This window comes from Vibrio maritimus (genome assembly GCF_021441885.1).
GTDB lineage: Bacteria > Pseudomonadota > Gammaproteobacteria > Enterobacterales > Vibrionaceae > Vibrio > Vibrio maritimus_B.
In genome coordinates this window covers 452,950-475,045 of sequence record NZ_CP090439.1, presented here as the reverse complement: position 1 = coordinate 475,045, position 22,096 = coordinate 452,950, and the positions used below count along the sequence as shown (strand labels likewise).

The window sequence follows — 22,096 nt, the reverse complement described above, 5'->3', positions numbered from 1 at the left end:
ATGACGCCCGATACTGCGTTTAGTGGTTTACCGAAGATGAGAAGACATTGATGATCATCGTCCCAACGAGGATAAAACCAATCCCTACAATCGCGTAGATATCGAGCTTTTGGCCATACACCAGCCAAGAAATACCCGCCACCAATACAACGCCAGCACCGCACCAGATCGCGTAGGCGATTCCCAGTGAAAGGGTTTGCACTGCGACGGCGAGTAAATAGAAAGCGAGCCCATAACCCACTAAGACCGCAAGTGTTGGTACGACAGCGGTAAATTGTTGAGTCTTAGGAAGCCAAGATGTGGCAAATACCTCAAGTCCGATAGCGATGGCAAGGGCGAGATAGGGAGGAATCGATAGCATGTGTGGTGCCTGGAGTATGAATATTGGCTGGCAAGATAGCACACCTTTGTTTCAACTTGGTGGCTTTGATGCAGCTAATTAGTAAAGACATTTCAAAACGATCTCATTAATAACAAAAAATTATTAAATAAATAATTATTGATAATTTAACCTAATTTATATTTGTCCATATACTCTCCTCATCGACACAAGGTCTGACACAAACAACACGAATTGGGGTAACAAATTATGAAAATGAATCACGTAGGCATCATGGTTGGTGACATGGACAAAGCGGTAGAGTTTTACACTAAAGCGCTTGGTCTAAAAATCGTTATGAACAACACAAAAGTCATCGAGGAGCGTGAAACAGCGATTGGCAGAATGTGTATCGCAGTATTCGGTGAAGGCTTTAAAGGCTTCAACATCGCTCACCTAGTCACGACAGATGGCATCGGTGTCGAACTGTTCGAAATGAAAGAGCGTCAAGAGCGCCATGAAGTGGATTTCTCTCGCCTAGGTATCTTCCACTTCTGTCTACAAACAGACGATTTTGCAGGTGCGATTGCACGTACTGAAGAGTTCGGCGGTAAAGTACGTATGGATATCATGCGCTACCACCCTGAAGATGACAGCAAGCCAGCGAAAATGGTGTACCTAGAAGACCCGTTTGGTAACTTGTTTGAACTCTACTCGCACACATACGAAGAAACTTACGCGTCTGATTACGAGTAATCAAAAGCGGAAGAGTTAGAAAAGGTTGGCATTGAGCCAACCTTTTTTCGTTTCACGCGATCCAAGATCGTTCGCTTTTTGGCATTACTTGTTTTCTGAAATTAAGAGCTTTCTGAGATTAAGAGCGCGAGCTGTTGCCAAGTATCAGAGATACAGCGACAGAGATGCCGAGCGCAGATAAAATAATAACGGTGTTAACCCCCCAGATTGCAACGCACACACTGACCGTCACCGCAGCCCAAACAAGTGTTTCTAAAATCCAAACTCGCATAGTCACCTCATTACCTGTTCAATATACCGCTAGTGTAGGTGGAGAGAGGTTATCATTTGGTTAACGGCACTTTCCAAACATCAATTCTGTCACATACATAGAGCTAGAATGCTCAAGGCGCAAAGACCAATTTTGCTGATGACAGATCTTTTCAACCAGCGTTAATCCAATACCAAATCCTGAGGGTGATGACTCGTCACTTTGCTCGGTAGCTGGGTTAGAAATCAGAACACCATCTTTGAAAACACGAATGGTAATTTGACCATCGGTGCAGTGCTGAAAAGCATTTCGGACAAGGTTCGTTAGTGTAATTTGAGTGAGTTCAAGCGGCAGTTCAATCTCATCAGCTGAGTCACCGAGGATCTCAACCTCCACTGCCTTACGTTCAATAAGGTAGCGGTTATTTTCTACAAGTTTGTTTACGAGGTTTATTAAGTCGACCTTTGATACTTGAATAGGAAGCTGCTCTTTTCGACTTAACCACAACAGAGCTGTAATTAAGTTATTCATATTCGCAGTGGCACGGTTGATGCGATTGGTCGCCCGTTTTTGACTTGGTGAAAGGTGCTCTTTACCGCGTTCTATTAACTCGTTGCTGGCTGAAATAGTGGCTATTGGAGTGCGTAATTCATGGCTGGCGGTTTTGAGAAACGTCTCTTCTCTCGCGATTGACTCTCTTTCTCGCTCAATACTTTGTGTCAAGGTGTCAGCAAGCCCAATTAATTCTTGGTAGCGCAGCTTCTGTTGGGGTGGAGGCTCTTGGATGTTTAAGGTTGAACTCCATTTAGCTAACCGAAACACGGGCTGTGTTAAGCGGAAAATTAGCCATCTAACCATGACAAAAACCGCGAGTAGCAGTGCTCCGCTAATCAAAAGTGCCTGATTGAATTGTGTATAGGACTCAGGGACATCGGACTCTAAGAGTTGGTAGTAAAGGGATTCATCGTATGTGGTGACAAAGTAAAGAATATTGCCATTGGCTTTTGCCTCTTGCGTTGAAGCATAGAGGTAATGAGCATTGCTATTGTCTTTGGCAACGAGGTAGTGCTCGTAAATCTCACCGGGCTCAAACGCTTGCCAATCGAAGCTTTTGCGAAAATATGTCGGCATGGAATCAAGACTAGAGAACACCTGAAATGTTCGACCTTCGGTGTCTGGGAGTGTGCCTCTCTCTTGATAGTATTTTTCTACTGCACGCATTTCATAGAGCATTTCATACTTGGCAGATTCCTCTAACCCAAGATAATAACTCTGGCTTACCATGATACTGTATGCCGTGACGAGGAGGAAAAGTAACCCGAATAGAAATAGATAAACGTCTCTTTTAATGCTGATCATGATTCTCTCTAAGGGCGATACCAACACCATGAATGGTATGAATGAGTTTGGTGTCGAAAGGGGTGTCGACAACCTGCCGTAATTTAAAAAGATGAACCTTTAAGCTGTCAGCCGCTGGGACATCGTCTTGCCAAATAGCCTGTTCCAATTGGGACTTTGAGACCACGTTTGGACTGTGCTTTGCAAGGCAAGCGAGCATTTTCCAGCAAACGGGTGGAAGGCGAAGCTCCTGCCCTCCACGAATTGCGAGATGCGATTGTAAATCGACAGATAAATCACCAATAGTGAGCTTACTGACCGATGTGAGCCCTCGCCGAGCCAAGGCTTGCAGCCTGACCTTGAGCTCTTCCATTGCAAATGGTTTAACGAGGTAGTCATCTGAGCCCGCTTGAAAGCCAGTTAGCTTGTCTTCCAAGGTATCGCGAGCGGTCAGCATAAGAATAGGCGTAGCGACTCCTTGATTCCTCAAGGTTTGAGTCATGGTTAGGCCGTTCATCTTAGGCATGTTGATGTCAGTTAGTATCACATCGTAGTGGTTGGTTGAGGCAAGCTCTAAGCCACTGACTCCGTTGTAAGCGAAGTCAAACTCAATGTTGTCTACTTCCATGTAGTCGCTGATTGCTTCAGCAAGATCGATATCGTCTTCAATGAGTAATGCGTTTATCTTGCTCATAATTACCTGTTTACCGATGAGTCTCTGTCTATTGTATCAACTAGGATGGATTCGCATCGCTGCGTCGCCGTTTTTGTGACTGCTCCCACGCCCAATGCGGAGAACGAACCAGCAACTGACATCGATATGCCCACGACGGCGCGTTCCAAATCTGTTGAGCTAACTTCCAGTAGCCATGAAACAGCACTTTTATTGGGTTCACAGAATTAACCGCAGGGTAGATGCCGTACTTTACCTTGTCATCTTCCCTCGCAAAGGTGCCAAATATTCGGTCCCAGATAATCAAGATCCCGGCGTAGTTTTTGTCTAAGTAACGCTTGTTTGCCGCATGATGAACACGATGGTGAGACGGTGTATTGAACACGGCTTCAATAGGACGCGGAAAACGTTTGACCGTTTCGGTATGAAGCAGCGTTTGGAACACCTGAACAATGGTTTCGCACATTAACACTAAGAACGGATGGAAACCCAACAACACCAAAGGGAGATGGAAAAAGAATGGGAAGAACCAATCAAGTGGACCAAACCGATATGCTACCGAGATATTGAAAAATGGAGAGCTATGGTGAACGGAGTGTGTGCCCCATGCAAAGCCATTGCTGTGCAGAAACCTGTGTTCCCAGTAATAAGCAAGATCTGCAAGGATTAAACAGCTAATCACGGTCCAGCCAGTGAGTGGTAAGTGCGTGAGGCTCCAGTTCTCGTAAGCGAACAGAAAGGCGCCAACGTAAGCAAGCCCAACAATAAAGACCATCAAAAATAGAAAGCCGAGTGTGACGAAGTTAGTCGTACTGTCACCAATAAGCCGCCAGCTTATTCGACGCTTAAAGGCATAGCGAACAAGCTCGATGGCAAAGACGAACATGGCGAGCAGGAAGAAGTTATCGTCTATCCATGTTTCCCAATAATACAAGGAATCGGGCGTTGTAAACTCGGACAGCATAGTCAGTATTTCCATAGTGTTAGCTCCTAATCCTTATAGTAGACGGTCAGTGAATTGCTGTCGGGTAGTCCGTGTTGATTGAGGTCATGTGTTTCGATAATCACCTCGATATCACGGCGGTAGTCGATGTCGTTCCAAGCGCTTTCTATCGCACGTTTGTCATGGCTTCCATTGCTAAGCAGAACCTGTTTGTTCTGATTGAGTTCGATAGTTGATTTCTCGCCTTTGACGGCAGTAGTCGATTGATATCCGATAGTGATGTCGGCGGTGGCGAAATCTTGGCTAAGGTCTTTGTAGGCGACGATAATGGTGCTCAAGTTATCCCTTGAGACAGATTCAAGTTTCTTATAGGCGTCGTTCCATAGTAGTTCAATATGGTCTAAATCAGCTCTTGTTTGCAGTATGTAAAAGTAGTGGAGTTCTGTCTTCGTGGTTCCAGCAGTATTGGCTTTAACTTTAGGTTGTTCTTGAGCGGAAACGCCGCTCCAGGTTACTAAAGCGATGAGCATTGATGTAAAAATGGATTTAGTTAGGTTCATAGGCTGCTCCATAGTGTTTTTCTTGTTGAAAACAAGCGTATCGCTATGGGGGTTAACAAAAGGTTATCACCTAAGTAATGGAGCTCAAGTGTCCACTATCTATTTAAATATCGAATGCATGAGCGGTTTTGCTTTGAATTGCTAATCGAAAATCAACAAGTTATCTATATGTATCAGTTTGTCTGATGGTATCTGTTTTCATCACTCCGATGTTGTTCGATATATTTATTAACAACAGGCGGGGTGATGGAGTATTCGGCTATTCACTACAGATTTTAAGGTGGGGTGGTTACGATGAAAAAATTAACTCAATGTGTACTGGCTGCGTGCTTGATTTCGATGTCTTCATTCTCGTTTGCGAACAACGATGATGTGACTTATGGGGCTTATGTCGGTGAAAAAGAGGTAGTTATACGTGATTATGTGAGTACAAAGGTGAAAACCTGCCTCTATAAAGGAAGTACTGAAATGCCGCTTGAACTAAAGTGGGGGAAAGCGTTGGAGTGTCCAGAGCACATCAAAATCGACGGCAAAATTATTCATGAAGGCGATGGCCTAAATACGTCGGGTTATATCCGTATCTAGTATCAACCTCACTGAGAGTAAAACACCGAGCCTAGCGCTCGGTGTTTGAGAATTTGTCGTGTAGAGTAGATTGAGTTACGCAGTTGCAGGCTCTTGGAGCACTTCGATACTCCCACGGCTAACATCTTGGTCGATGTATGCCATGCCAAGCGTGTCTAAAAAGGCCATTCGATCTGCATTTCTTAAGTCGATCTCTGGAATTGCCAAATTGTTGTCTTGGTATAACTTAGCGATGTACGCCATATAAGCCTCGCCGTCACGCATCATCAATAAACTCATAGCACCCACGTCAGGTTTTACGCTTGTCTGCTGTTTTTCGTTGAGGTTGACTTGCAATACAATCGGCTCTTCGACCCCTTCAAATCTCATGCTACGTTCACGAACAGTCTGCTGTGCCCAATAATAAGCCAGCTCTTTACTTTGGGTTAGGAATACAGGCTCAACGATTTCTGTGTATTGGTTGCCTATAGTAGCCATAGTGGATTTAGCAACTTCATTTAGCGCCTTATCACCTGAGCGTTTGAGCCCTTGTGCTTGAATTGACGCGACGAGAGCAGAAGAGGTGCCGTGATACCACGTGTTGCTGGTGGCAAATCCCTTATCTGATAGAAGGGCTTTTGCGTCTTGTAGATGTGGGGGAGTTTGAGTGGTCATAGGGCTGCCTCTGTGGTTATTTTTGTGGAGGTTGGGGGTTGGGAGCGCGCTGTGGTTACCCCCTCTAGCTCCCCCTATATAGGGGGAGAACTTCGGGCTCGTTCCTAACGTCACGTCGCTCTTTAAGAAATGGCAATGCGATAGCGAGCCAACTGTTCCTCCCCTTGCCAAGGGGAGGCTAGGAGGGGTCAAGCTCTTTAGTCAAACTGGTGCGACGTATTCAACTCACCAGCTGCTTTTAGCGCATTTTCACCTGCGAAGTACTCTTTGTGGTCATCACCGATATCTGAACCAGACATGTTTTGGTGTTTAACACACGCGATACCTTGACGGATTTCTTGACGCTGAACGTTCTTAACGTAGCCAAGCATCCCTTCATCACCGAAGTACTCTTTCGCTAGGTTATCTGTTGATAGCGCAGCGGTGTGGTATGTTGGTAGCGTGATTAGGTGGTGGAAGATACCTGCTTCACGTGACGCGTCTGCTTGGAACGTGCGGATCTTGTCGTCAGCGCGTTTCGATAGCTCGGTTTCGTCATATTCAGCGCTCATTAGGTTTGCGCGGTCGTATGCTGATACATCTTCACCCGCTTCAACCATTGCGTCGTATGCTTGTTGGCGGAAGTTTAGTGTCCAGTTGAATGAAGGAGAGTTGTTGTAAACCAGCTTCGCGTTCGGGTGTACTGCACGTACGCCGTCCATCATCTCTTTGATTTGGCCAATGTGTGGCTTCTCAGTTTCAATCCACAGTAAGTCTGCACCTGCGTTGATAGCTTCGATACAGTCAAATACACAGCGGTCTTCACCTGTACCTGAGCGGAACTGATATAGACCTGAAGGTAGACGCTTAGGACGTACTAGCTTGCCATCGCGGTTAAAGCAAACGTCGCCTTGCTTCATGTCAGCTACATCGATTTCTTCAACGTCTAGGTAAGAGTTGTAGATGTCGCCTTGGTCGCCCGGCTCTTTCACTACCGCAATTTCTTTGGTTAGGCCTGCGCCTTGTGAGTCAGTACGCGCAACGATGATGCCGTTGTCGATGCCAAGCTCAAGGAATGCATAACGCAGCGCGCGCAGTTTGGCGTGGAAGTCAGCGTGAGGTACGGTTACTTTACCGTCTTGGTGACCACACTGTTTCTCATCGGCTACTTGGTTTTCAATCTGTAGACAACACGCACCCGCTTCAATCATTTTCTTAGCCAGTAGGTAAGTCGCTTCAGCGTTACCAAAACCTGCATCGATATCGGCAACGATTGGCACAACGTGGGTTTGATGATTGTCGATTTTGTCTTGGATTTGGTCTTGAAGTGCTACATCGCCTGCTTCACGTGCTGCGTCTAGCTCACGGAATAGACCACCTAGTTCACGCGCATCTGCTTGGCGAAGGAAAGTATATAGCTCTTCGATAAGCGCAGGAACAGAAGTCTTCTCGTGCATTGACTGGTCTGGGAGTGGACCGAAATCAGAGCGAAGTGCCGCCACCATCCAACCTGATAGATATAGGTAGCGTTTGTCAGTCTTGCCACCAAAGTGCTTCTTAATAGAAATCATTTTTTGTTGGCCAATGAAACCGTGCCAGCAACCCAAAGACTGAGTGTACTGAGACTTGTCTGCGTCGTACGCTTCCATGTCTGCACGCATAATATCCGCCGTGTATTGCGCGATATCTAGGCCAGTTTTGAATTTGTTTTGAGCACGCATGCGAGCAGCAGACTCAGCATCGATTGAATCCCATGGCGTGCCTGCAGCGCGTTTTGCAACTTCGATCATTTCGATATCTTGATTAATTTGCGACATAACTATTCCTTAGTTTCACGTTGGATATAGGGTGGCCAGTGGCCTGTAGTATTAACTTGTTGTTATGGACAAATCCTAGCCGCTTGTGTGATAATTTTGTTAATTTATAGTTATTATACTCGGTATTTTTGTTATGAATATTGCTCGTATTGACCTTAATTTGCTTGTGTATTTAGACATGCTACTGCGAGAGCGCAATGTGACCCGTGCAGCGAATCAGTTGGGCATCACTCAGCCAGCGATGAGTAATGGATTGCGTCGACTGCGCGATTTATTTGAAGATCCACTTTTGGTGCGAACCAGTGAAGGGATGATCCCGACAGAGCGTGCCCAGAAGCTTCAGCCGCAGATCCGAAATATTCTTGCTAATGTAGAAAAGACGGTGCAAACCACGACCGAGTTTAATGCTGAGGACAGCGAGCGCGTGTTTCGCATCATGGCGAGTGACTATGCCGAGTCCACTATCATTCAACCGCTATTGGAAAAGCTAAGCGAAATTGCACCAAAGATACGTTTAGACATCATGACGCCAAGTGATGTGAGCTATCAGGATGTGGAGCAAGGTACTGTTGATATCGTCATCAACCGCTTTGATGATATTCCACAATCCTTCCACCAAATGAGCCTGTGGCATGATGGCTTTTCTTGTCTATTCAGCCGCGACAACCCTATCGCAGACAACTTTGATTTGTTCTCTTATTTAAAGGCACAGCATATCTGGGTAAGTAAAACTGGCATGGGAACTGGGCACGGCGTCAACCCAAGTCAAGCGCAGAAACTGGGCTGGATAGATGAAGCCTTAATGAAGATAGGTAAAACCCGCAACATCACGGTGTTTACCCGTCACTACCTATCCGCGATTCTTTTTGCTCAGCAGAAGAATCTGATTTTGACCATTCCGAGCAAGGCAGCCCAATCACAACGCAATAATCCCAAGCTGCTTATCAAGCCAGCGCCATTTGCAATAGAGCCATTTGAGGTCAAGATGGCATGGAGTCCACTGTTGCAAAGTAATCCCGATCATCAATGGATGCGCCGCCTAATAAAAAGCGTTGCTAATGAGCTAGAAAGCGGCGTAACGGAGTAACTGAGAACGTCAATAATAGGGGTATTTTTTCTATGAATGTTAACTATAAGTGGCATAAATTAGTCAAATTCTCCTCAGTTACGTAGATTTTTAAGCAGTGGTCATCGACTAATTCGAGAGAAATTTTATGAGCAATCGTATTCAACAGGGAAGCTTGAACATTGATAGCACCCTCTACAATTTGGTTAATGAGCAAATCATTCCCGGCACCGGCATTGAAGCCGACGCATTTTGGCAATCGTTCGAGTCGATCTTATCTGACCTAGCACCAAAAAATCGCGCGCTGCTCGTCAAGCGTGACGACCTACAACATCAAATCGATGTTTGGCATCAAGAGCGCGCAGGTCATACGATTGATCCAGTCGAATACAAAACCTTTCTACAGCAAATTGGCTACTTGGTTCCCGAAGTCGATGATTTCGAGATCACCACAGAAAACGTAGAGCCAGAAATTGCAACACAAGCAGGACCACAGCTAGTGGTGCCTATTATGAATGCCCGCTTTGCACTTAACGCAGCGAACGCGCGTTGGGGCAGTTTGTATGACGCGCTTTACGGCACGGATGTGATCGGCGAAGAAAACGGTGCGGAGCGTGGTGGTAGCTTTAACCCAGTGCGTGGTGAAAAAGTGGTAGCCTATGCTCGTGAGTTTCTTGACTCAGCAGCACCACTCAATGGCGTATCACACCGAGAAGTCGCTCAGTACAGCATCAGTAATGTCAGTGTAGGTAACACCCTTACCGCCACCCTTACCAACGGTGAGGAAGTGACCTTGATGGATAGCACACAGTTTATCGGCTATCAGGGAGAGGCGAGTTCACCGTCATGTATTCTACTTAAACACAATAACCTTCATATCGAAATTCAAATCGATCCGAACACACCTATCGGTCGTGTAGATGCCGCGGGCATCAAAGATGTGGTTGTTGAAGCGGCGCTTACCACCATTATGGATTGTGAAGATTCGGTAGCGGCGGTAGACGGCGAAGATAAAGCCTTGGCCTATCGAAACTGGTTAGGTCTGATGAAAGGTGATCTGCAGGAGAGCCTAGAAAAGAATGGTAAAACCATTGTTCGAAGTCTAAATCCAGATCGTCACTATACCAGCGTGACAGGCGGAGAGATCCACCTCAAAGGCCGTAGTATGTTGTTTATTCGCAACGTCGGCCACTTAATGACGAACCCTGCGATCCTTGATAGTGCAGGCCGTGAAGTGCCTGAAGGTATTATGGATGCCATGATTACTTCGCTAATAGCTATCCATGATCTCAAAGGCAATAGCCAGTATCAAAACTCGACATCAGGCAGCATCAATATCGTTAAACCTAAGATGCACGGCCCTGAGGAAGTGGCGTTTACCAACGAACTATTTACTCGTGTGGAAGATGCGCTGGGTTTGGAGCGAAACACCATCAAAGTTGGCATTATGGATGAGGAGCGCCGCACCTCGGTTAACCTCAAAGCGTGTATTCACGCTGCGAAAGAGCGTGTCGTGTTCATCAATACGGGCTTCTTAGATAGAACGGGTGATGAGATCCACACCAGCATGGAAGCGGGCGCATTTGCCCCGAAAGCGCAGTTGAAAACCATGACTTGGATTGGTGCTTACGAAGATCAAAACGTGGATCTTGGTTTAGCGTGCGGGCTACAAGGCAAAGCGCAAATAGGTAAAGGTATGTGGCCGGAGCCAGATAACATGGCAAAAATGATGGATGCTAAGATTGGTCACCCACAATCAGGTGCCAATACTGCATGGGTACCGTCACCGACTGCAGCGACATTGCATGCGCTTCACTACCATCAAGTAAGTGTACCAAGCCGTCAAAAAGAGCTTCGTGAGCGCGTGATGGCGAGTGTGGATGATATCTTGACGATTCCACTATTAGGCTCGCAAAAGCTGACTGCAGAACAAGTTCAGAGCGAGTTAGACAACAACGCGCAAGGCATTCTCGGCTATGTAGTACGCTGGATTGACCAAGGTGTTGGCTGTTCCAAAGTGCCAGATATCAATGATGTTGGCTTAATGGAAGATCGCGCTACGCTGCGTATTTCAAGCCAGCACATTGCCAACTGGCTACGTCATGGTATTTGCACTGAATCTCAAGTGATGAAAACCATGCAGCGTATGGCACAAGTTGTTGACCAACAAAATGCCGATGACCCAAATTACAACAATATGGCCCCCAACTTTGACAGCAGCATTGCGTTCTCTGCCGCTTGTCAGTTGGTGTTCGAAGGCTGCGCACAGCCCAATGGCTATACCGAGCCCGTATTGCACGCAATGCGACTCAAATTAAAATCACAACAAAGATAAAATACTGTAATTACCAAGCCCAAGGTAACACCGCGCTTTCGAGCGCGGTTTTTTTTGCTCTGATGTAAGAGGTAAGCAAAGATCTACAGATAAAAAAACGCCAAGACAATAGGTCTTGGCGTCAAAAAAGATAGTAATAGTAAACTCGGGAGGGCTGAGTCTCCCAACACAAAAATCTTAAGGATCGTTGGCTACACATGTAGGGCAACGAAAGTGATCTTATATTCACACCGCTGATAACAACATTAGACTAAAGGGGTAAAGCGAACGTCATAGATGAAATCTGATTTTGCACTTTTATTAAGCAACTGCATTTGAATTTGCGAGCATCTTTGCTACCACGCATTTCAATGTTCCGTAGTCGTAGCGTTGTTCGAAGTGTTCATAGAGAGGCTTGAGGGCTCCGTCCTCAATAGTGTTCAAATCGATGATTTTTTGGTTAATGCCGTCTATTTCTTCGCTGGATAAAGCGACGACATTTGAAAGTTCACAAACATTGAGTTCAATGGCACTCGCTAAGTGGGTTTGGACCGTGTTTGTTTTTAGCCCGCGAGCATTAGCGATATCTTGAACGGTAAGGCCTTGGTTCAATAGTGATAGCGATTCTAACTCAGTCTCTGAGAGCGTTTTCTCTGCCAATGATTTCGGTTCAATGACTGCAATGAATGCTTCACCATATTTTTCAATCTTTGCTTCACCCAATCCCGGTATGGTTGCCAGTTGGTCCAAGTGGGTAGGACGCTCGGTGGCGAGTGCTTCTAGCGTGACGTCCTGACAGATTACGTAAGCTGGAACCGATTGTTGTTTCGCAAGCTCAGAGCGAACTTCACGAAGTCGCTCGAATTGAGGCATATCCGAGGTTGCTAGCGAGTTTTTGCTTCTCTTTTTAGCGCCTTTAGTTGTTGACTGCTTCGAAACACGAATCTTCCTTAGTTCAATTGGGTGCTGCCCTTTAAGATAAGGCCGGCAAATCTCGGTAAGTTGCAGGCTGCCATGCTCGCCGTGCGCTTCAAGCAAGTTCATCGCCAGCAATTGCCTGAATACACCTTGCCACTCTTTGGCGGATAACTCAGTGCCAATACCAAAGGTCGATAGGGTATGGTGTTGGTTTTGCGTGATGCGAGCGTCAGTTTTACCTAGTAGTATGTTCACCAAATAACTCACGCCAAATCGTTGTCCCGTTCGATAGACAGTGGATAGGGCTTTTTGCGTTGCTTGTAAGCCATCCCAAGTTTCTGGAGGATTAAGACAGTTGTCGCAATTGCCGCAAGGCTCTGCAAGCGTCTCTCCAAAATAAGCGAGTAGAGATTGGCGTCGGCAGGTGGCGAGGTCGCAGTAGCCTAAGAGGCGGTTGAGCTTCTGAAGTGATACACGCTTATATTGTTCGGCGGCATCTGAGTTTTGAACCATTTGTCTTTGCAGTACCATGTCTTGCATACCAAAGGTCATCCATGCGTTGGCTGGCATTCCATCACGCCCTGCACGGCCCGTTTCTTGATAATACGCCTCAATGCTTTTAGGTAAACTGAGATGGGCGACAAATCGAACGTCAGGTTTATCTATACCCATACCAAACGCGATAGTGGCAACTACAATGATGCCATCCTCGCTCAAAAAGCGGCGCTGGTGACTAGCTCTTTGCTCGCTTGATAGGCCAGCATGGTAGGGTAGCGCGACTTTACCCATATCAGTAAGCCACTGAGCAGTTTCTTCGACCTTTTTGCGAGATAGACAATAGACAATCCCTGCATCATCGGGATGGTGAGTGCTAATAAAGCTCCAAAGCTCTTTTTTTGCGTTACCTGAATCGGACACATGATACTGAATATTTGGTCTGTCGAAGCTATGAACATAAACGTCAGCTTGTTCAAGTGCTAGCTGCGCGATGATCTCTTCTCGAGTTTTAAGATCAGCTGTTGCCGTCAGCGCAATTCTTGGTACGGATGGAAATCGTTGCTTAAGAACGCTGAGCTTTTGATACTCCGGGCGAAAATCATGACCCCATTGGCTCACACAGTGCGCTTCATCAATCGCAAAAAGAGATAAATTGGACTGCTCGAGTAAGCGCAGCGTTCGCTCCAATAGAAGACGCTCTGGAGCCACATACAAGATTTGTACTTCACCGGTGAGCACCTGTTGCTCGACCACTTGCTGATCATAAGAGCTGAGTGTTGAATTTAAGTACGCGGCGTTTACGCCAACTTGATGCAGGGCTTCAACTTGATCTTGCATCAAAGCAATAAGCGGAGACACCACCACACCAACACCCTGACGAAGGATTGCTGGGATCTGGTAACAAATTGACTTACCACCACCTGTTGGCATCAAGGTTAATACATCTTTGCCAGCCATAAGAGAATCGATGATGTCGGATTGCTGGTGTCGAAAATCATCATAGCCAAATATGGACTTGAGCAGCTCGTTAGGGGTCATAAATAATTTGGAGTCGGTGTCAGATCGAGAATGAACCATGAGTCTGTCAGGAGGTGCTTTGCTTTTCAAGAGGGTGGATGGGGTTTGTGCTTGTTCTCTCACTGGAAATGCTATTTTGTGCAAACGGAGTTGTACGACTTGCAAGAGCGGAGTTAAACAAAAGGGGAAGTCGGGCTTAGCTTGGCATATAAGCCCGACTTATACGGAGCTTTGGATAATTTTGCATTTTCCATCGCCTTTGTTACCACAGTAAAACCAGGTAACAATTTTTTAGACACAAGGCAGTGAAAAAGTTCCACTGCCTTACTCTAAACCTGCACACATCATCCAAAAAAGAGTTGATGTGCAGAGAACTGGGCTTATAGGCCTTTGATGTTCTCAACTTCAAGTTCGTTGAAGTAACGAACCGTTTTAACTTTAAGTTCTTGTTGAGCGGCATCGTCAGCAACAATGATTGCTTTAGGGTGCATTTGTAGCGCTGTTACTGTCCACATATGGTTTACGCAGCCTTCTACGGCCATTTGCAGAGCTTGAGCTTTGTTGTGACCCATAGTAAGGATCATCACTTCTTCAGCGTCTAGAAGAGTTGCAACACCAATAGTCAGGGCATACTTAGGCACTTGGTTGATGTCGTTGTCGAAGAAGCGAGAGTTTGCAATGCGAGTCTCAGTCGTCAGCGTTTTGATACGGGTACGAGAGTTTAGAGATGAACCAGGCTCGTTGAATGCGATGTGACCGTCGATACCGATACCGCCCATGAACAGGTTGATTTTGCCGTATGAACGGATTTTTTCTTCGTAAGCTGCACAGTGAGCATCGATATCGTCGGCTAGACCATCAAGAAGGTTGATGTTCTCTTCTTGTACATCAACGTGGTTGAAGAAGTTATCGTACATGAAAGAGCGGTATGATTCTGGGTGCTCAGGGTCAATACCAACGTACTCGTCCATGTTGAACGTAACAACGTGCTTGAAGCTAACTTCGCCTGCTTTGTACATTTCAATCAGCGCTTTGTACGTTGATAGAGGTGTTCCACCAGTAGGCAGACCCAACACAAATGGTTTTTCCGCTGTTGGTTGGAAAGCATTGATACGCTCAACGATATGGCGTGCAGCCCACTTACCTACTTGTTCTGCGTTCTGTAATGGAATAAGTCTCATGTTGATCCCCTAATAAAAGAATTTAGTTTGTTCTGAAACATTAATTCGCATTATAAAAAAAGTTTTTCGACACGGCTATTACTTTTCTGTGAATTTTGCGATTTTTCTTGATCACGATCGCCTTTTAGTGGATTTGCTGCGGAAATGTAAACGAAATGGACTTCTTTAATCGTCAAAATTTTGAAGGTGAATAAAGTGACTTTGTTGATAGAAGCTAGAGAGGACAAGGGCAGGAGAGGTGCTGCCCTTGGAGTAAGACTTAGATTGCTTGCCCATTCGCTGTGACTGCGACATCAACATTGCCGCGAAGCGCATTTGAGTATGGGCATACTTGGTGAGCAACACGGACGAGTTCAACTGCTGCGCTGTCTTCTAGATCAAGAGTCACATCCAGTGCTACGTCCAATACGAACCCACCTTCTTGATTGGGCTTCAGAGCTACCGTCGCTTTTGTAGGAGCTTGTTTCACAGCAATCTTTTGTTGCTGGGCAACGTGCAAGATCGCATTAGAAAAACACGCCGAATATCCAGCTGCGAATAATTGCTCTGGGTTAGTTGCAGCGCCAGTCCCGCCCAGCTCTTTTGGATAAGAGAGAGCAAGATCAAGTAGACCATCGTCGGTAGAAACCTGACCGTTACGACCCGCAAGAGCGGTGGCAGAAGTAGTATAGAGTGCTGACATGATGTATTCCTTTCTCAAGTTTTAATTGTGTGAAATTAGGTTGTGCACAAACTATATTGTCAAAGCGAACGGATTGCAAGTATATTGTGCACAACTTAATTGAAAAGATGACTGGTTATGGATCTAGAAAGCCCTGAAGCACTCGATTTGGATAAGCAAGTCTGTTTTGCTCTTTACAGTGCGAGTAATGCGCTGACACGTGCCTACCGCCCAATTCTGGAACGAGTTGATCTTACTTATCTACAATATATGACGATGCTCGTGCTTTGGAAAAAAGCACCGATGAACGTTAAAGACATTGGCGCAGAGTTGAAGTTAGACTCTGGTACGCTAACCCCTTTGCTAAAACGTTTGGAGCAAAAAGGGTTGGTGGAAAGAAAACGTAGCGAAACCGACGAACGCGCTCGAATGATCTTTGTTACCGAAGAGGGCAACGCGCTTCGTGAAAAAGCGATGTCGATTCCTGGAGCTATAGCATGTAAGGCGAAACTATCAGAGGAAGAAGCCACAATGCTAAAGCGCATTTGTGAGCGCTTGACCAATAATTTAATGGATTAAAAAATGGATATCGAAGGACTTACACGGGTTGGGTTTAAGCATCTGCTAGCACTCCACGTGATGTTGGATACATGCAATGTAACTAAAGCTGCCGAACAGTTATCTGTGACTCCCTCAAGCGTGAGTAAAACTATTACTCAGCTTCGTGAAATTCTAGATGATGAGCTATTTTTCCGCGATGGTACGTCATTAACCCCGACACCTTATGCCGTAGAGATAGCGCCGCTTATCCATTCGATGCTGGCCAGCATGAATGGATTACTTAACCAAGCTCGCTTTGAGCCTAGCGCGTTTGAGGGGCGTTTTAGTTTATCAATGCGCGAAAGTACGTTCGAACTATTTGCACACTCGCTCGCGAAACTCTCTACTGATTACATCCCGAAAGCCAAGCTCAACATTATGACCAAGGCAAAGTTTGGCTTTGGTGCCCTGCATAGTGGTCAGGTCGATTTCATTATATTGCCACATGATGTTAGCCAGCCACCAACCAATACCAAGGAGTTGGTTTGGGAAGTTGTACTGCAGGATGAGCTCGTGTGTCTAATGTCTCCGGAACACCCTTTGGCTGATGTAGAACTGACCGTCGAGCATTACCTTAATAGTCAACATATCGGTATTGCGGAATCTGAGCTGAGTCGCCCTTATTTTGAGCAGACACTAAGACAACAACATGGCACACGTGAAGTGAAAATAGTCGTGCCTGATTTTGGTGCCGCGGCGGTAATGTGCCATCAGTCAGAATTGCTTTTTACTTGCTCTAAGCATTGGGCAGATGTTGCTCGTCAAGCGAAAGGACTGACCGTTAAAACCTTACCTTTTGAGTATGGTAAAGTCGCGTATAGCGTTGTTTGGAACCGAGCAAGTATTAATGACCCTGCGGTTCAATGGCTGTGTACATACCTTCGTGAGCTTGAGGTTTCTCCATAGCGGTTGCATATGGGACTAAGTTCTTGTAGCCTGAAATTTCATCACAAAGGATTTTCAATGCACTTTTCACACTCCTACCTCTGGCTCTCTCTTATTATGCCTCTAGCTCGGTAGGATTATCTGCGCCTGGCTACGAGTTGATTGTAGCCACCTCATACATTCATTCTCGTCGCCACCATCAAAAGGGAACAAGAATGAATCAAGCGACATCAGTAGAACCAAAATCCAACAGACAGAAGCAAGTGCAAGGGCTTATCTATGCTCTGATCGGAACTGCGCTTTTTTCGATTAAACCTATTTTCGTCAAGGTTGCTTATCAATATGGTGGTGATGCAACGGCGATCATGTCGCTTCGTGCATTAAGCTCCCTCCCATTTTATGCCCTGATTCTTCTTATGTTGTGCAAAAAGCCGGAACGTCGAACTCAGGTTACGCAGTTTGGCTGGCAAGCGGCTTTGGTAGGAGTGATGGGATACTATGTGGCGAGCTATCTTGATATTGCGGCGCTTGAGTACATAAGCGCTCAGCTAGAGCGTCTATTGATTTTTCTTTTCCCAAGCATTGTTGTGATATTAAGCTGGATGTTTCTAGGGCAGAAGCCAACTGGGAATGTGCTGCGCGCCGCCGTTCTTGGCTATTTGGGTATCGCGGCAATACTGTTTCATGATGTTCAATCTCTAGGTGAGGAAATTTGGAAAGGAAGTGCCTTGGCGGTGGGCTCAGCGTTTGTCTTTGCGGTCTACTTGATGTTGAGCAAAAGTATCATCAGCAAGATGGGTAGTGACCTGTTTACGAGTATTGGAATGGGGAGCGCTGGCATTGCGATTATTACCCACTTGTCCCTGTCTTCGGCTGAGATGAGTCAATGGTCTTTTGAGCTTATTGTACTGGGCGTATTGCTAGGCGTTTTTTGTACTGTTCTTCCTTCTTATTTTGTCGCAGCTGCAATGGCGAGGTTGTCGCCAACAGAATTGAGTATTACGTCAAATATCGGACCTGGTGTGACCGCAGTCATGGCAGTAGCGATACTCTCAGAAGCCTTTACTTTGTACCATTTCATTGGGCTGTGTCTGGTGACTTTTTCTGTGTACAGTATGAAAAAATCGTCATGATACCCGCCGAAGGTGCCGCTTTGCTGCGGCATCATTCAACGTATTGCCTAGCGCCAGGCACTACCAAATTGGATATAGGTCGTCCATTCTTCCGGACCTTTCGCAACATCAACACCGACGCGAAGCCCTAGCTGCCTTGCGATAAGATAACGGAACCCGCCGCCCCGGGTATAATGTACCTGACTTTTGGCAATGCTCTCGTCATGATTATAGGCGGTGCCCGCACCAACAAAGCCAAGTACTGTCCATCGGTCATCAATGTCGTAGCTCAGTTCGACTTCGCCAAGGGCGGTATTTTCGGCACGATAACGCATCGCCGCGATGCCTCTCATTTCAATAAAAGGTGTCGCGTAGACCGATGCTCTTGGATCGACATTCTCAGAGATAGACTTGAAATCAGCTCGCAAACCTAGCCCCCACTTATCTGATAGGCGAGAGTAGTTCTGCATGTAGGCGTTATATTTCTGGTAGTTAAACTGACCACCAAATGCTTTGTTGTGATAGTCCACTTTTACACCTGCTTTCGTGCCTTCGCGCGGTGAGAACTGGTTGTTGCGACTGTCGTACATAAAACGCCAACCCAGTTTTCCATCTTTCGGCGCCCAATCTGCGTGACTAAAGCCATCAAGTGTTGGTTTTGATGACATATAGCTGTATGAACCACCAACAAAAAAGTTGGAATCACCGAGTCTTACGTCTAATTCTTGAAAGAAGTACAAGCCCTCTAAACTCAGGTCCATTGGCGCTGATTCTGCCACAGGATAGAAATTGAGATTGAATTTGGCACCGAACAGGCCGCCGAGATAGCGAATGCGGTCATTCATCCAGTTTCCTGAATGGAAGCCACCGTATAAATGACTGCCGTTATTCGTGCCTAACGCCATTAAACCAGATGTACTTGCAGGAATATCTTTAACTTCCTCCCCAGCTAATCGCTTCTGCTTGCGCTCTTCAGATTCGTGAAAAAACAACAATGCCGCGCCGCCACCAACACCAACCGCTGGGTCAGTAACCGTCAATGGAACAGGGAGAAAACCAACGGCGTTGTCGAGAATGAACTGACTACCGTCGAGCCGCCCATCTTGTGGATCGATGAAATTATCCATCATGCCTGCATGAGAAAAGGAGCCGCCGACTAAAGCACTGGTTATTAGAGATAGCCGTATCGATCTATTATTTAAGTTCATAGTTTAATGTGTCGCTTAAGGTGTGTTTATAGGTGCTCCATGCAATTTGTCCAATTATATCGGCATTTTAACGACGTTAATGTCATTTTTCGAGCGGGTGACTGTACTTGTTTTGAAAGTAGCGGCTTCACCCAGTTGTTTATCGAATAGGTTCTATTTGATTATTAGGTTTTTTGCTCTAGTGGGGCGAGAGTTTTTTGACAGCCGGGCTCAATTAAAACGCAATTTCTATGATGAATAGTGGTTAGTTTTATACACTAGAGAAGGGCTAACGTTTTGTTCGATAAATTTGCGAACAAAACAGTATTTTATTGGGATTAAATGCGGTAATGTCCGCACACTCTATTATGGTTGTGTGTTAGCTATGGTTCGCAGATTTCAAGATTTGTCAGAAACGTCGAAAGGTGTCGTTGCTTCTATAATTGCCTCCTGTTTATTTGGTCTATTGCCGTTGTATGTTCAATTTCAACCCGATGTCGGAACCTTCCGTTCAGGCGGCGGTGCGGGCAATTGGATAGCGGCACAGCGAATCATCTGGAGCGTTTTGATTGTGATCGTGTTCTTAACGGTGAGTGGGCGCATTCAGCGCTTGTGGTCAGAGTTGAGAAAAACGCGCCGCTGGCATCGATATCTGTTTTCTGCTTTGCTTGTCGGTCCCCAATATTGGATTTTCGTATGGGCGCCGTTGTATGGCGAGACGCTGTCTGTTGCTCTGGGTTATTTTACGCTTCCCTTAGTACTGGTGGTGGTGGGCAAATTTGTTTACGGTGACAAGCTGTCTCCACTTCAACTCATCGCGTGTTTAGTTGCTGCCATTGGGGTTATCTACGCTTATGTGATGGCAGAGGGGCTGTCTTGGATTGTTTTGCTGATTGCTCTTGGCTATCCAATCTATTTCATTCACCGCAAGACTCTTAATGTGCCGAGTGATGTGGGTTTCGCTTTGGACAACACGTTTTTATTGCCAATCGCGTTTGGTGCTTTATTCTATCTGCTTCCAGTTGAACAGATTCAACAAATAGAGCTAACCAGTTGGGTATATTATCTCGGATTAGCTATCGCAGGCTCTGTACCTATGCTGCTGTTCCTCTATGCATCTCAAGCGCTACCTATGTCAATCTTTGGGTTGCTTGGTTATATTGAACCAGTATTGGTGTTTGGAGTTGGGTTACTGCTTGGTGAGCGAGTTGACGCCGCGGACATGCCTACCTATATATTGGTCATGATCGCTCTGCTAATCTTGGCTTTAGATGGCGTAAAAAGAGCAAAATCACACGGTGCCGTATGAAGCTAATCGTCAATCATCATTCTAATAATAGGAGTCATGCAATGTTAGAAGCGGTATGGTCGGAATATCAAAACGGGCTGCGTCGCTTCTTGCGTAGCAAGATCGCAAACGAAGCCGATGTTGATGATGTGCTTCAAGAGGTGTTGATTAAAACCTATAAGAACATAGACAAGCTCGAGAGTCCCGAGAGCGTCAAGTCTTGGCTGTTCCAAATCGCAAACCGAAGTGTGATAGACCATTACCGCAAAGGTAACGCGACGGAGGATGTCGATTTAGACACATTTTGGACGGAGGAAGAGGAGGAACAGGTGAGTCGTGAGCTCGCTGAATGTCTGCTGCCAATGATGGAATCGCTTCCAGAGAGCGCCACTGCCCTAATTAAGTCGATTGATATAGACGGTCGCTCTCAGAAAGAGGTCGCTGAAGAGCTTGGTATAAGTTATTCAACACTTAAATCAAGAGTCCAAAAAAGTCGTCACGAGCTACGCGGCGTCTACGAGAAGTGTTGTCAGTTCTCTTTCGATACACAGGGGAACGTGATGGACTATGACCCCAAGTCGAAGAAGTGCAATAACTGCTAATCAGCTACCTGGGTGATATCACCAACAGCCAGTTCGACTTCATTTTAGCTGGCCAATTAGATGACAGAATCAAACCTTCCAAGCGGTACCTCGAGCGTATTTTCTCCTGCTCGAATAGGGCTACCAACCATTTCGTCGTAAGCACTATCCTGTCTCAATACAGTTTCCGTCGCGGTTAGATTTTGACACAACCTTCTTATATCGACGACGTTGTGCGTACGTAGCAGTGACCCGTTATCATGAGTAACGTAGTGTTCTTCTCCGTCCAGTATTACCGACGCTTGGTATAGCGACATTTCTAACGAATGAATGACTAGTTTGTCGAATCTCGCGAACTGTTCAAGCGTGCTAAGTTTTGTATTCATGTCGCATTTCCTCCAATGTGTAACCGAGTTGTACGGCGACAAAAGGAAAACAACTTAAATTGTGAGGGAATGGTTCTCGGTTAGGATGAAGCTGAAGGTGTTATTTACAATGTAAAATATAGGCAGCACAGTATCTCAGCTGCCCAAGTGTTATTACAAAGCGTGCATTTCACCCATTGTGAGTTTTGAAAGCTCAGAGTTTACCCGCAAGGATTCGTTGATGATGAGTCTTGGGTCATCAATATCGATGCCTTGATCGAGGGAGTGTTTTGTTTTCGACGATAGAGTACTCAACATCTCAATCGAGGCTGAAATATCTTCAATGGAGCCTTTCAATGAGCTTAGCGATTGCAAACTAAACAGTTGTTCGGTGAGCTTGCTCACCGCGAGCTCTAGGTCATAAGCTTCTTCGCTTAACCGAATGTTGGGCTTGTAGGTCTCTAATTGCCTTATCGTAGAAATTAACGTTTCTTGAAGGGTAAGTTGGTCCATGCTGCCTCCTTGCGCATTAGTACTGAGCGTATGATG

23 protein-coding genes are annotated in these 22,096 nt (G+C 45.9%); 9 read left to right on the top strand and 14 right to left on the bottom strand.

Features of this window, described 5'->3' with window-relative positions; genetic code table 11:
- Positions 1–19: 19 nt before the first annotated feature.
- Positions 20–361, bottom strand: coding sequence for a DMT family transporter (locus LY387_RS18770; RefSeq protein ID WP_234497355.1), 342 nt, complete (start codon positions 359–361; stop codon positions 20–22).
- 228 nt (positions 362–589) lie between these two features.
- Here LY387_RS18770 and LY387_RS18765 point away from each other — a divergent pair, with 228 nt between their 5' ends.
- Positions 590–1,075: a VOC family protein gene (locus LY387_RS18765; protein WP_042477932.1), complete on the top strand. Its 486-nt coding sequence runs from the start codon at positions 590–592 to the stop codon at positions 1,073–1,075.
- A gap of 118 nt (positions 1,076–1,193) precedes the next feature.
- Here the strand turns inward: LY387_RS18765 and LY387_RS18760 are convergent, their stop codons facing one another.
- The 5 genes from LY387_RS18760 to LY387_RS18740 are packed head-to-tail and all read right to left on the bottom strand — an operon-like array spanning position 1,194 to position 4,839.
- On the bottom strand, positions 1,194–1,346 hold the full coding sequence (locus LY387_RS18760) for a hypothetical protein (RefSeq protein ID WP_234497354.1): 153 nt from the start codon (positions 1,344–1,346) through the stop codon (positions 1,194–1,196).
- Between the two features lie 60 nt (positions 1,347–1,406).
- Positions 1,407–2,684 carry a sensor histidine kinase gene (locus tag LY387_RS18755; RefSeq protein WP_234497353.1) on the bottom strand — a complete coding sequence of 426 codons (1,278 nt, stop codon included), beginning with the start codon at positions 2,682–2,684 and terminating at the stop codon, positions 1,407–1,409.
- A complete protein-coding gene (locus tag LY387_RS18750) occupies positions 2,671–3,357 on the bottom strand; it encodes a response regulator transcription factor (RefSeq protein ID WP_234497352.1) in 687 nt (228 codons plus the stop codon). The genes LY387_RS18755 and LY387_RS18750 overlap by 14 nt, the downstream gene beginning before the upstream one ends.
- Positions 3,358–3,397: 40 nt before the next feature.
- Positions 3,398–4,315, bottom strand: coding sequence for a sterol desaturase family protein (locus LY387_RS18745; protein ID WP_234497351.1), 918 nt, complete (start codon positions 4,313–4,315; stop codon positions 3,398–3,400).
- 11 nt (positions 4,316–4,326) lie between these two features.
- The gene (locus LY387_RS18740; RefSeq protein WP_234497350.1) at positions 4,327–4,839 is read right to left on the bottom strand and encodes a hypothetical protein; all 513 of its coding nucleotides are present in this window, start codon (positions 4,837–4,839) and stop codon (positions 4,327–4,329) included.
- A 294-nt stretch (positions 4,840–5,133) separates the two neighbouring features.
- Between LY387_RS18740 and LY387_RS18735 the strand changes: the two genes are divergently transcribed.
- On the top strand, positions 5,134–5,424 hold the full coding sequence (locus LY387_RS18735) for a hypothetical protein (protein ID WP_156111105.1): 291 nt from the start codon (positions 5,134–5,136) through the stop codon (positions 5,422–5,424).
- Positions 5,425–5,499: 75 nt separating this feature from the next.
- Here the strand turns inward: LY387_RS18735 and LY387_RS18730 are convergent, their stop codons facing one another.
- The gene (locus tag LY387_RS18730; protein WP_234497349.1) at positions 5,500–6,078 is read right to left on the bottom strand and encodes a hypothetical protein; all 579 of its coding nucleotides are present in this window, start codon (positions 6,076–6,078) and stop codon (positions 5,500–5,502) included.
- Positions 6,079–6,275: 197 nt separating this feature from the next.
- Positions 6,276–7,874: an isocitrate lyase gene (locus tag LY387_RS18725; protein WP_234497348.1), complete on the bottom strand. Its 1,599-nt coding sequence runs from the start codon at positions 7,872–7,874 to the stop codon at positions 6,276–6,278.
- Between the two features lie 133 nt (positions 7,875–8,007).
- Between LY387_RS18725 and LY387_RS18720 the strand changes: the two genes are divergently transcribed.
- Both LY387_RS18720 and LY387_RS18715 read left to right on the top strand, forming a co-directional pair.
- Positions 8,008–8,961 carry a LysR family transcriptional regulator gene (locus LY387_RS18720; protein WP_042494951.1) on the top strand — a complete coding sequence of 318 codons (954 nt, stop codon included), beginning with the start codon at positions 8,008–8,010 and terminating at the stop codon, positions 8,959–8,961.
- A gap of 127 nt (positions 8,962–9,088) precedes the next feature.
- Positions 9,089–11,275 (top strand): malate synthase G, encoded by a 2,187-nt coding sequence (locus LY387_RS18715; RefSeq protein ID WP_234497347.1) that lies wholly within the window; start codon positions 9,089–9,091, stop codon positions 11,273–11,275.
- 300 nt (positions 11,276–11,575) lie between these two features.
- Here LY387_RS18715 and recQ read toward each other — a convergent pair whose 3' ends face one another.
- The 3 genes from recQ to LY387_RS18700 form a co-directional block, all read right to left on the bottom strand.
- On the bottom strand, positions 11,576–13,708 hold the full coding sequence (recQ, locus tag LY387_RS18710) for a DNA helicase RecQ (protein WP_234497346.1): 2,133 nt from the start codon (positions 13,706–13,708) through the stop codon (positions 11,576–11,578).
- A 359-nt stretch (positions 13,709–14,067) separates the two neighbouring features.
- The gene (gene nagB / locus LY387_RS18705) at positions 14,068–14,868 is read right to left on the bottom strand and encodes a glucosamine-6-phosphate deaminase (protein WP_234497345.1); all 801 of its coding nucleotides are present in this window, start codon (positions 14,866–14,868) and stop codon (positions 14,068–14,070) included.
- A gap of 259 nt (positions 14,869–15,127) precedes the next feature.
- On the bottom strand, positions 15,128–15,550 hold the full coding sequence (locus LY387_RS18700; RefSeq protein ID WP_234497344.1) for an organic hydroperoxide resistance protein: 423 nt from the start codon (positions 15,548–15,550) through the stop codon (positions 15,128–15,130).
- A 117-nt stretch (positions 15,551–15,667) separates the two neighbouring features.
- Between LY387_RS18700 and LY387_RS18695 the strand changes: the two genes are divergently transcribed.
- The 3 genes from LY387_RS18695 to LY387_RS18685 all read left to right on the top strand — a co-directional run bounded on the left by LY387_RS18695 (position 15,668) and on the right by LY387_RS18685 (position 18,147).
- The gene (locus tag LY387_RS18695; protein ID WP_234497342.1) at positions 15,668–16,108 is read left to right on the top strand and encodes a MarR family winged helix-turn-helix transcriptional regulator; all 441 of its coding nucleotides are present in this window, start codon (positions 15,668–15,670) and stop codon (positions 16,106–16,108) included.
- 3 nt (positions 16,109–16,111) lie between these two features.
- Positions 16,112–17,035 carry a LysR family transcriptional regulator gene (locus tag LY387_RS18690; RefSeq protein ID WP_234497340.1) on the top strand — a complete coding sequence of 308 codons (924 nt, stop codon included), beginning with the start codon at positions 16,112–16,114 and terminating at the stop codon, positions 17,033–17,035.
- A 194-nt stretch (positions 17,036–17,229) separates the two neighbouring features.
- Positions 17,230–18,147, top strand: a complete 918-nt coding sequence (locus tag LY387_RS18685) for a DMT family transporter (RefSeq protein WP_234497339.1) — start codon at positions 17,230–17,232, stop codon at positions 18,145–18,147.
- A gap of 47 nt (positions 18,148–18,194) precedes the next feature.
- Here the strand turns inward: LY387_RS18685 and LY387_RS18680 are convergent, their stop codons facing one another.
- Positions 18,195–19,256, bottom strand: coding sequence for a BamA/TamA family outer membrane protein (locus tag LY387_RS18680; protein WP_234497338.1), 1,062 nt, complete (start codon positions 19,254–19,256; stop codon positions 18,195–18,197).
- Positions 19,257–19,698: 442 nt separating this feature from the next.
- On the opposite strand from LY387_RS18680, the gene rarD reads away from it, so the two are divergent.
- Both rarD and sigZ read left to right on the top strand, forming a co-directional pair.
- Entirely contained in the window at positions 19,699–20,622 is a 924-nt protein-coding gene (rarD, locus tag LY387_RS18675; RefSeq protein ID WP_234497337.1) for an EamA family transporter RarD, read from the top strand.
- 41 nt (positions 20,623–20,663) lie between these two features.
- Complete coding sequence (gene sigZ, locus LY387_RS18670) at positions 20,664–21,203, top strand: RNA polymerase sigma factor SigZ (protein WP_234497336.1); 540 nt, start codon at positions 20,664–20,666, stop codon at positions 21,201–21,203.
- A 56-nt stretch (positions 21,204–21,259) separates the two neighbouring features.
- Here the strand turns inward: sigZ and LY387_RS18665 are convergent, their stop codons facing one another.
- Both LY387_RS18665 and LY387_RS18660 read right to left on the bottom strand, forming a co-directional pair.
- Entirely contained in the window at positions 21,260–21,568 is a 309-nt protein-coding gene (locus tag LY387_RS18665; protein ID WP_234497335.1) for a DUF6482 family protein, read from the bottom strand.
- Between the two features lie 153 nt (positions 21,569–21,721).
- Positions 21,722–22,060, bottom strand: coding sequence for a hypothetical protein (locus tag LY387_RS18660; RefSeq protein ID WP_234497334.1), 339 nt, complete (start codon positions 22,058–22,060; stop codon positions 21,722–21,724).
- Positions 22,061–22,096: the final 36 nt, after the last annotated feature.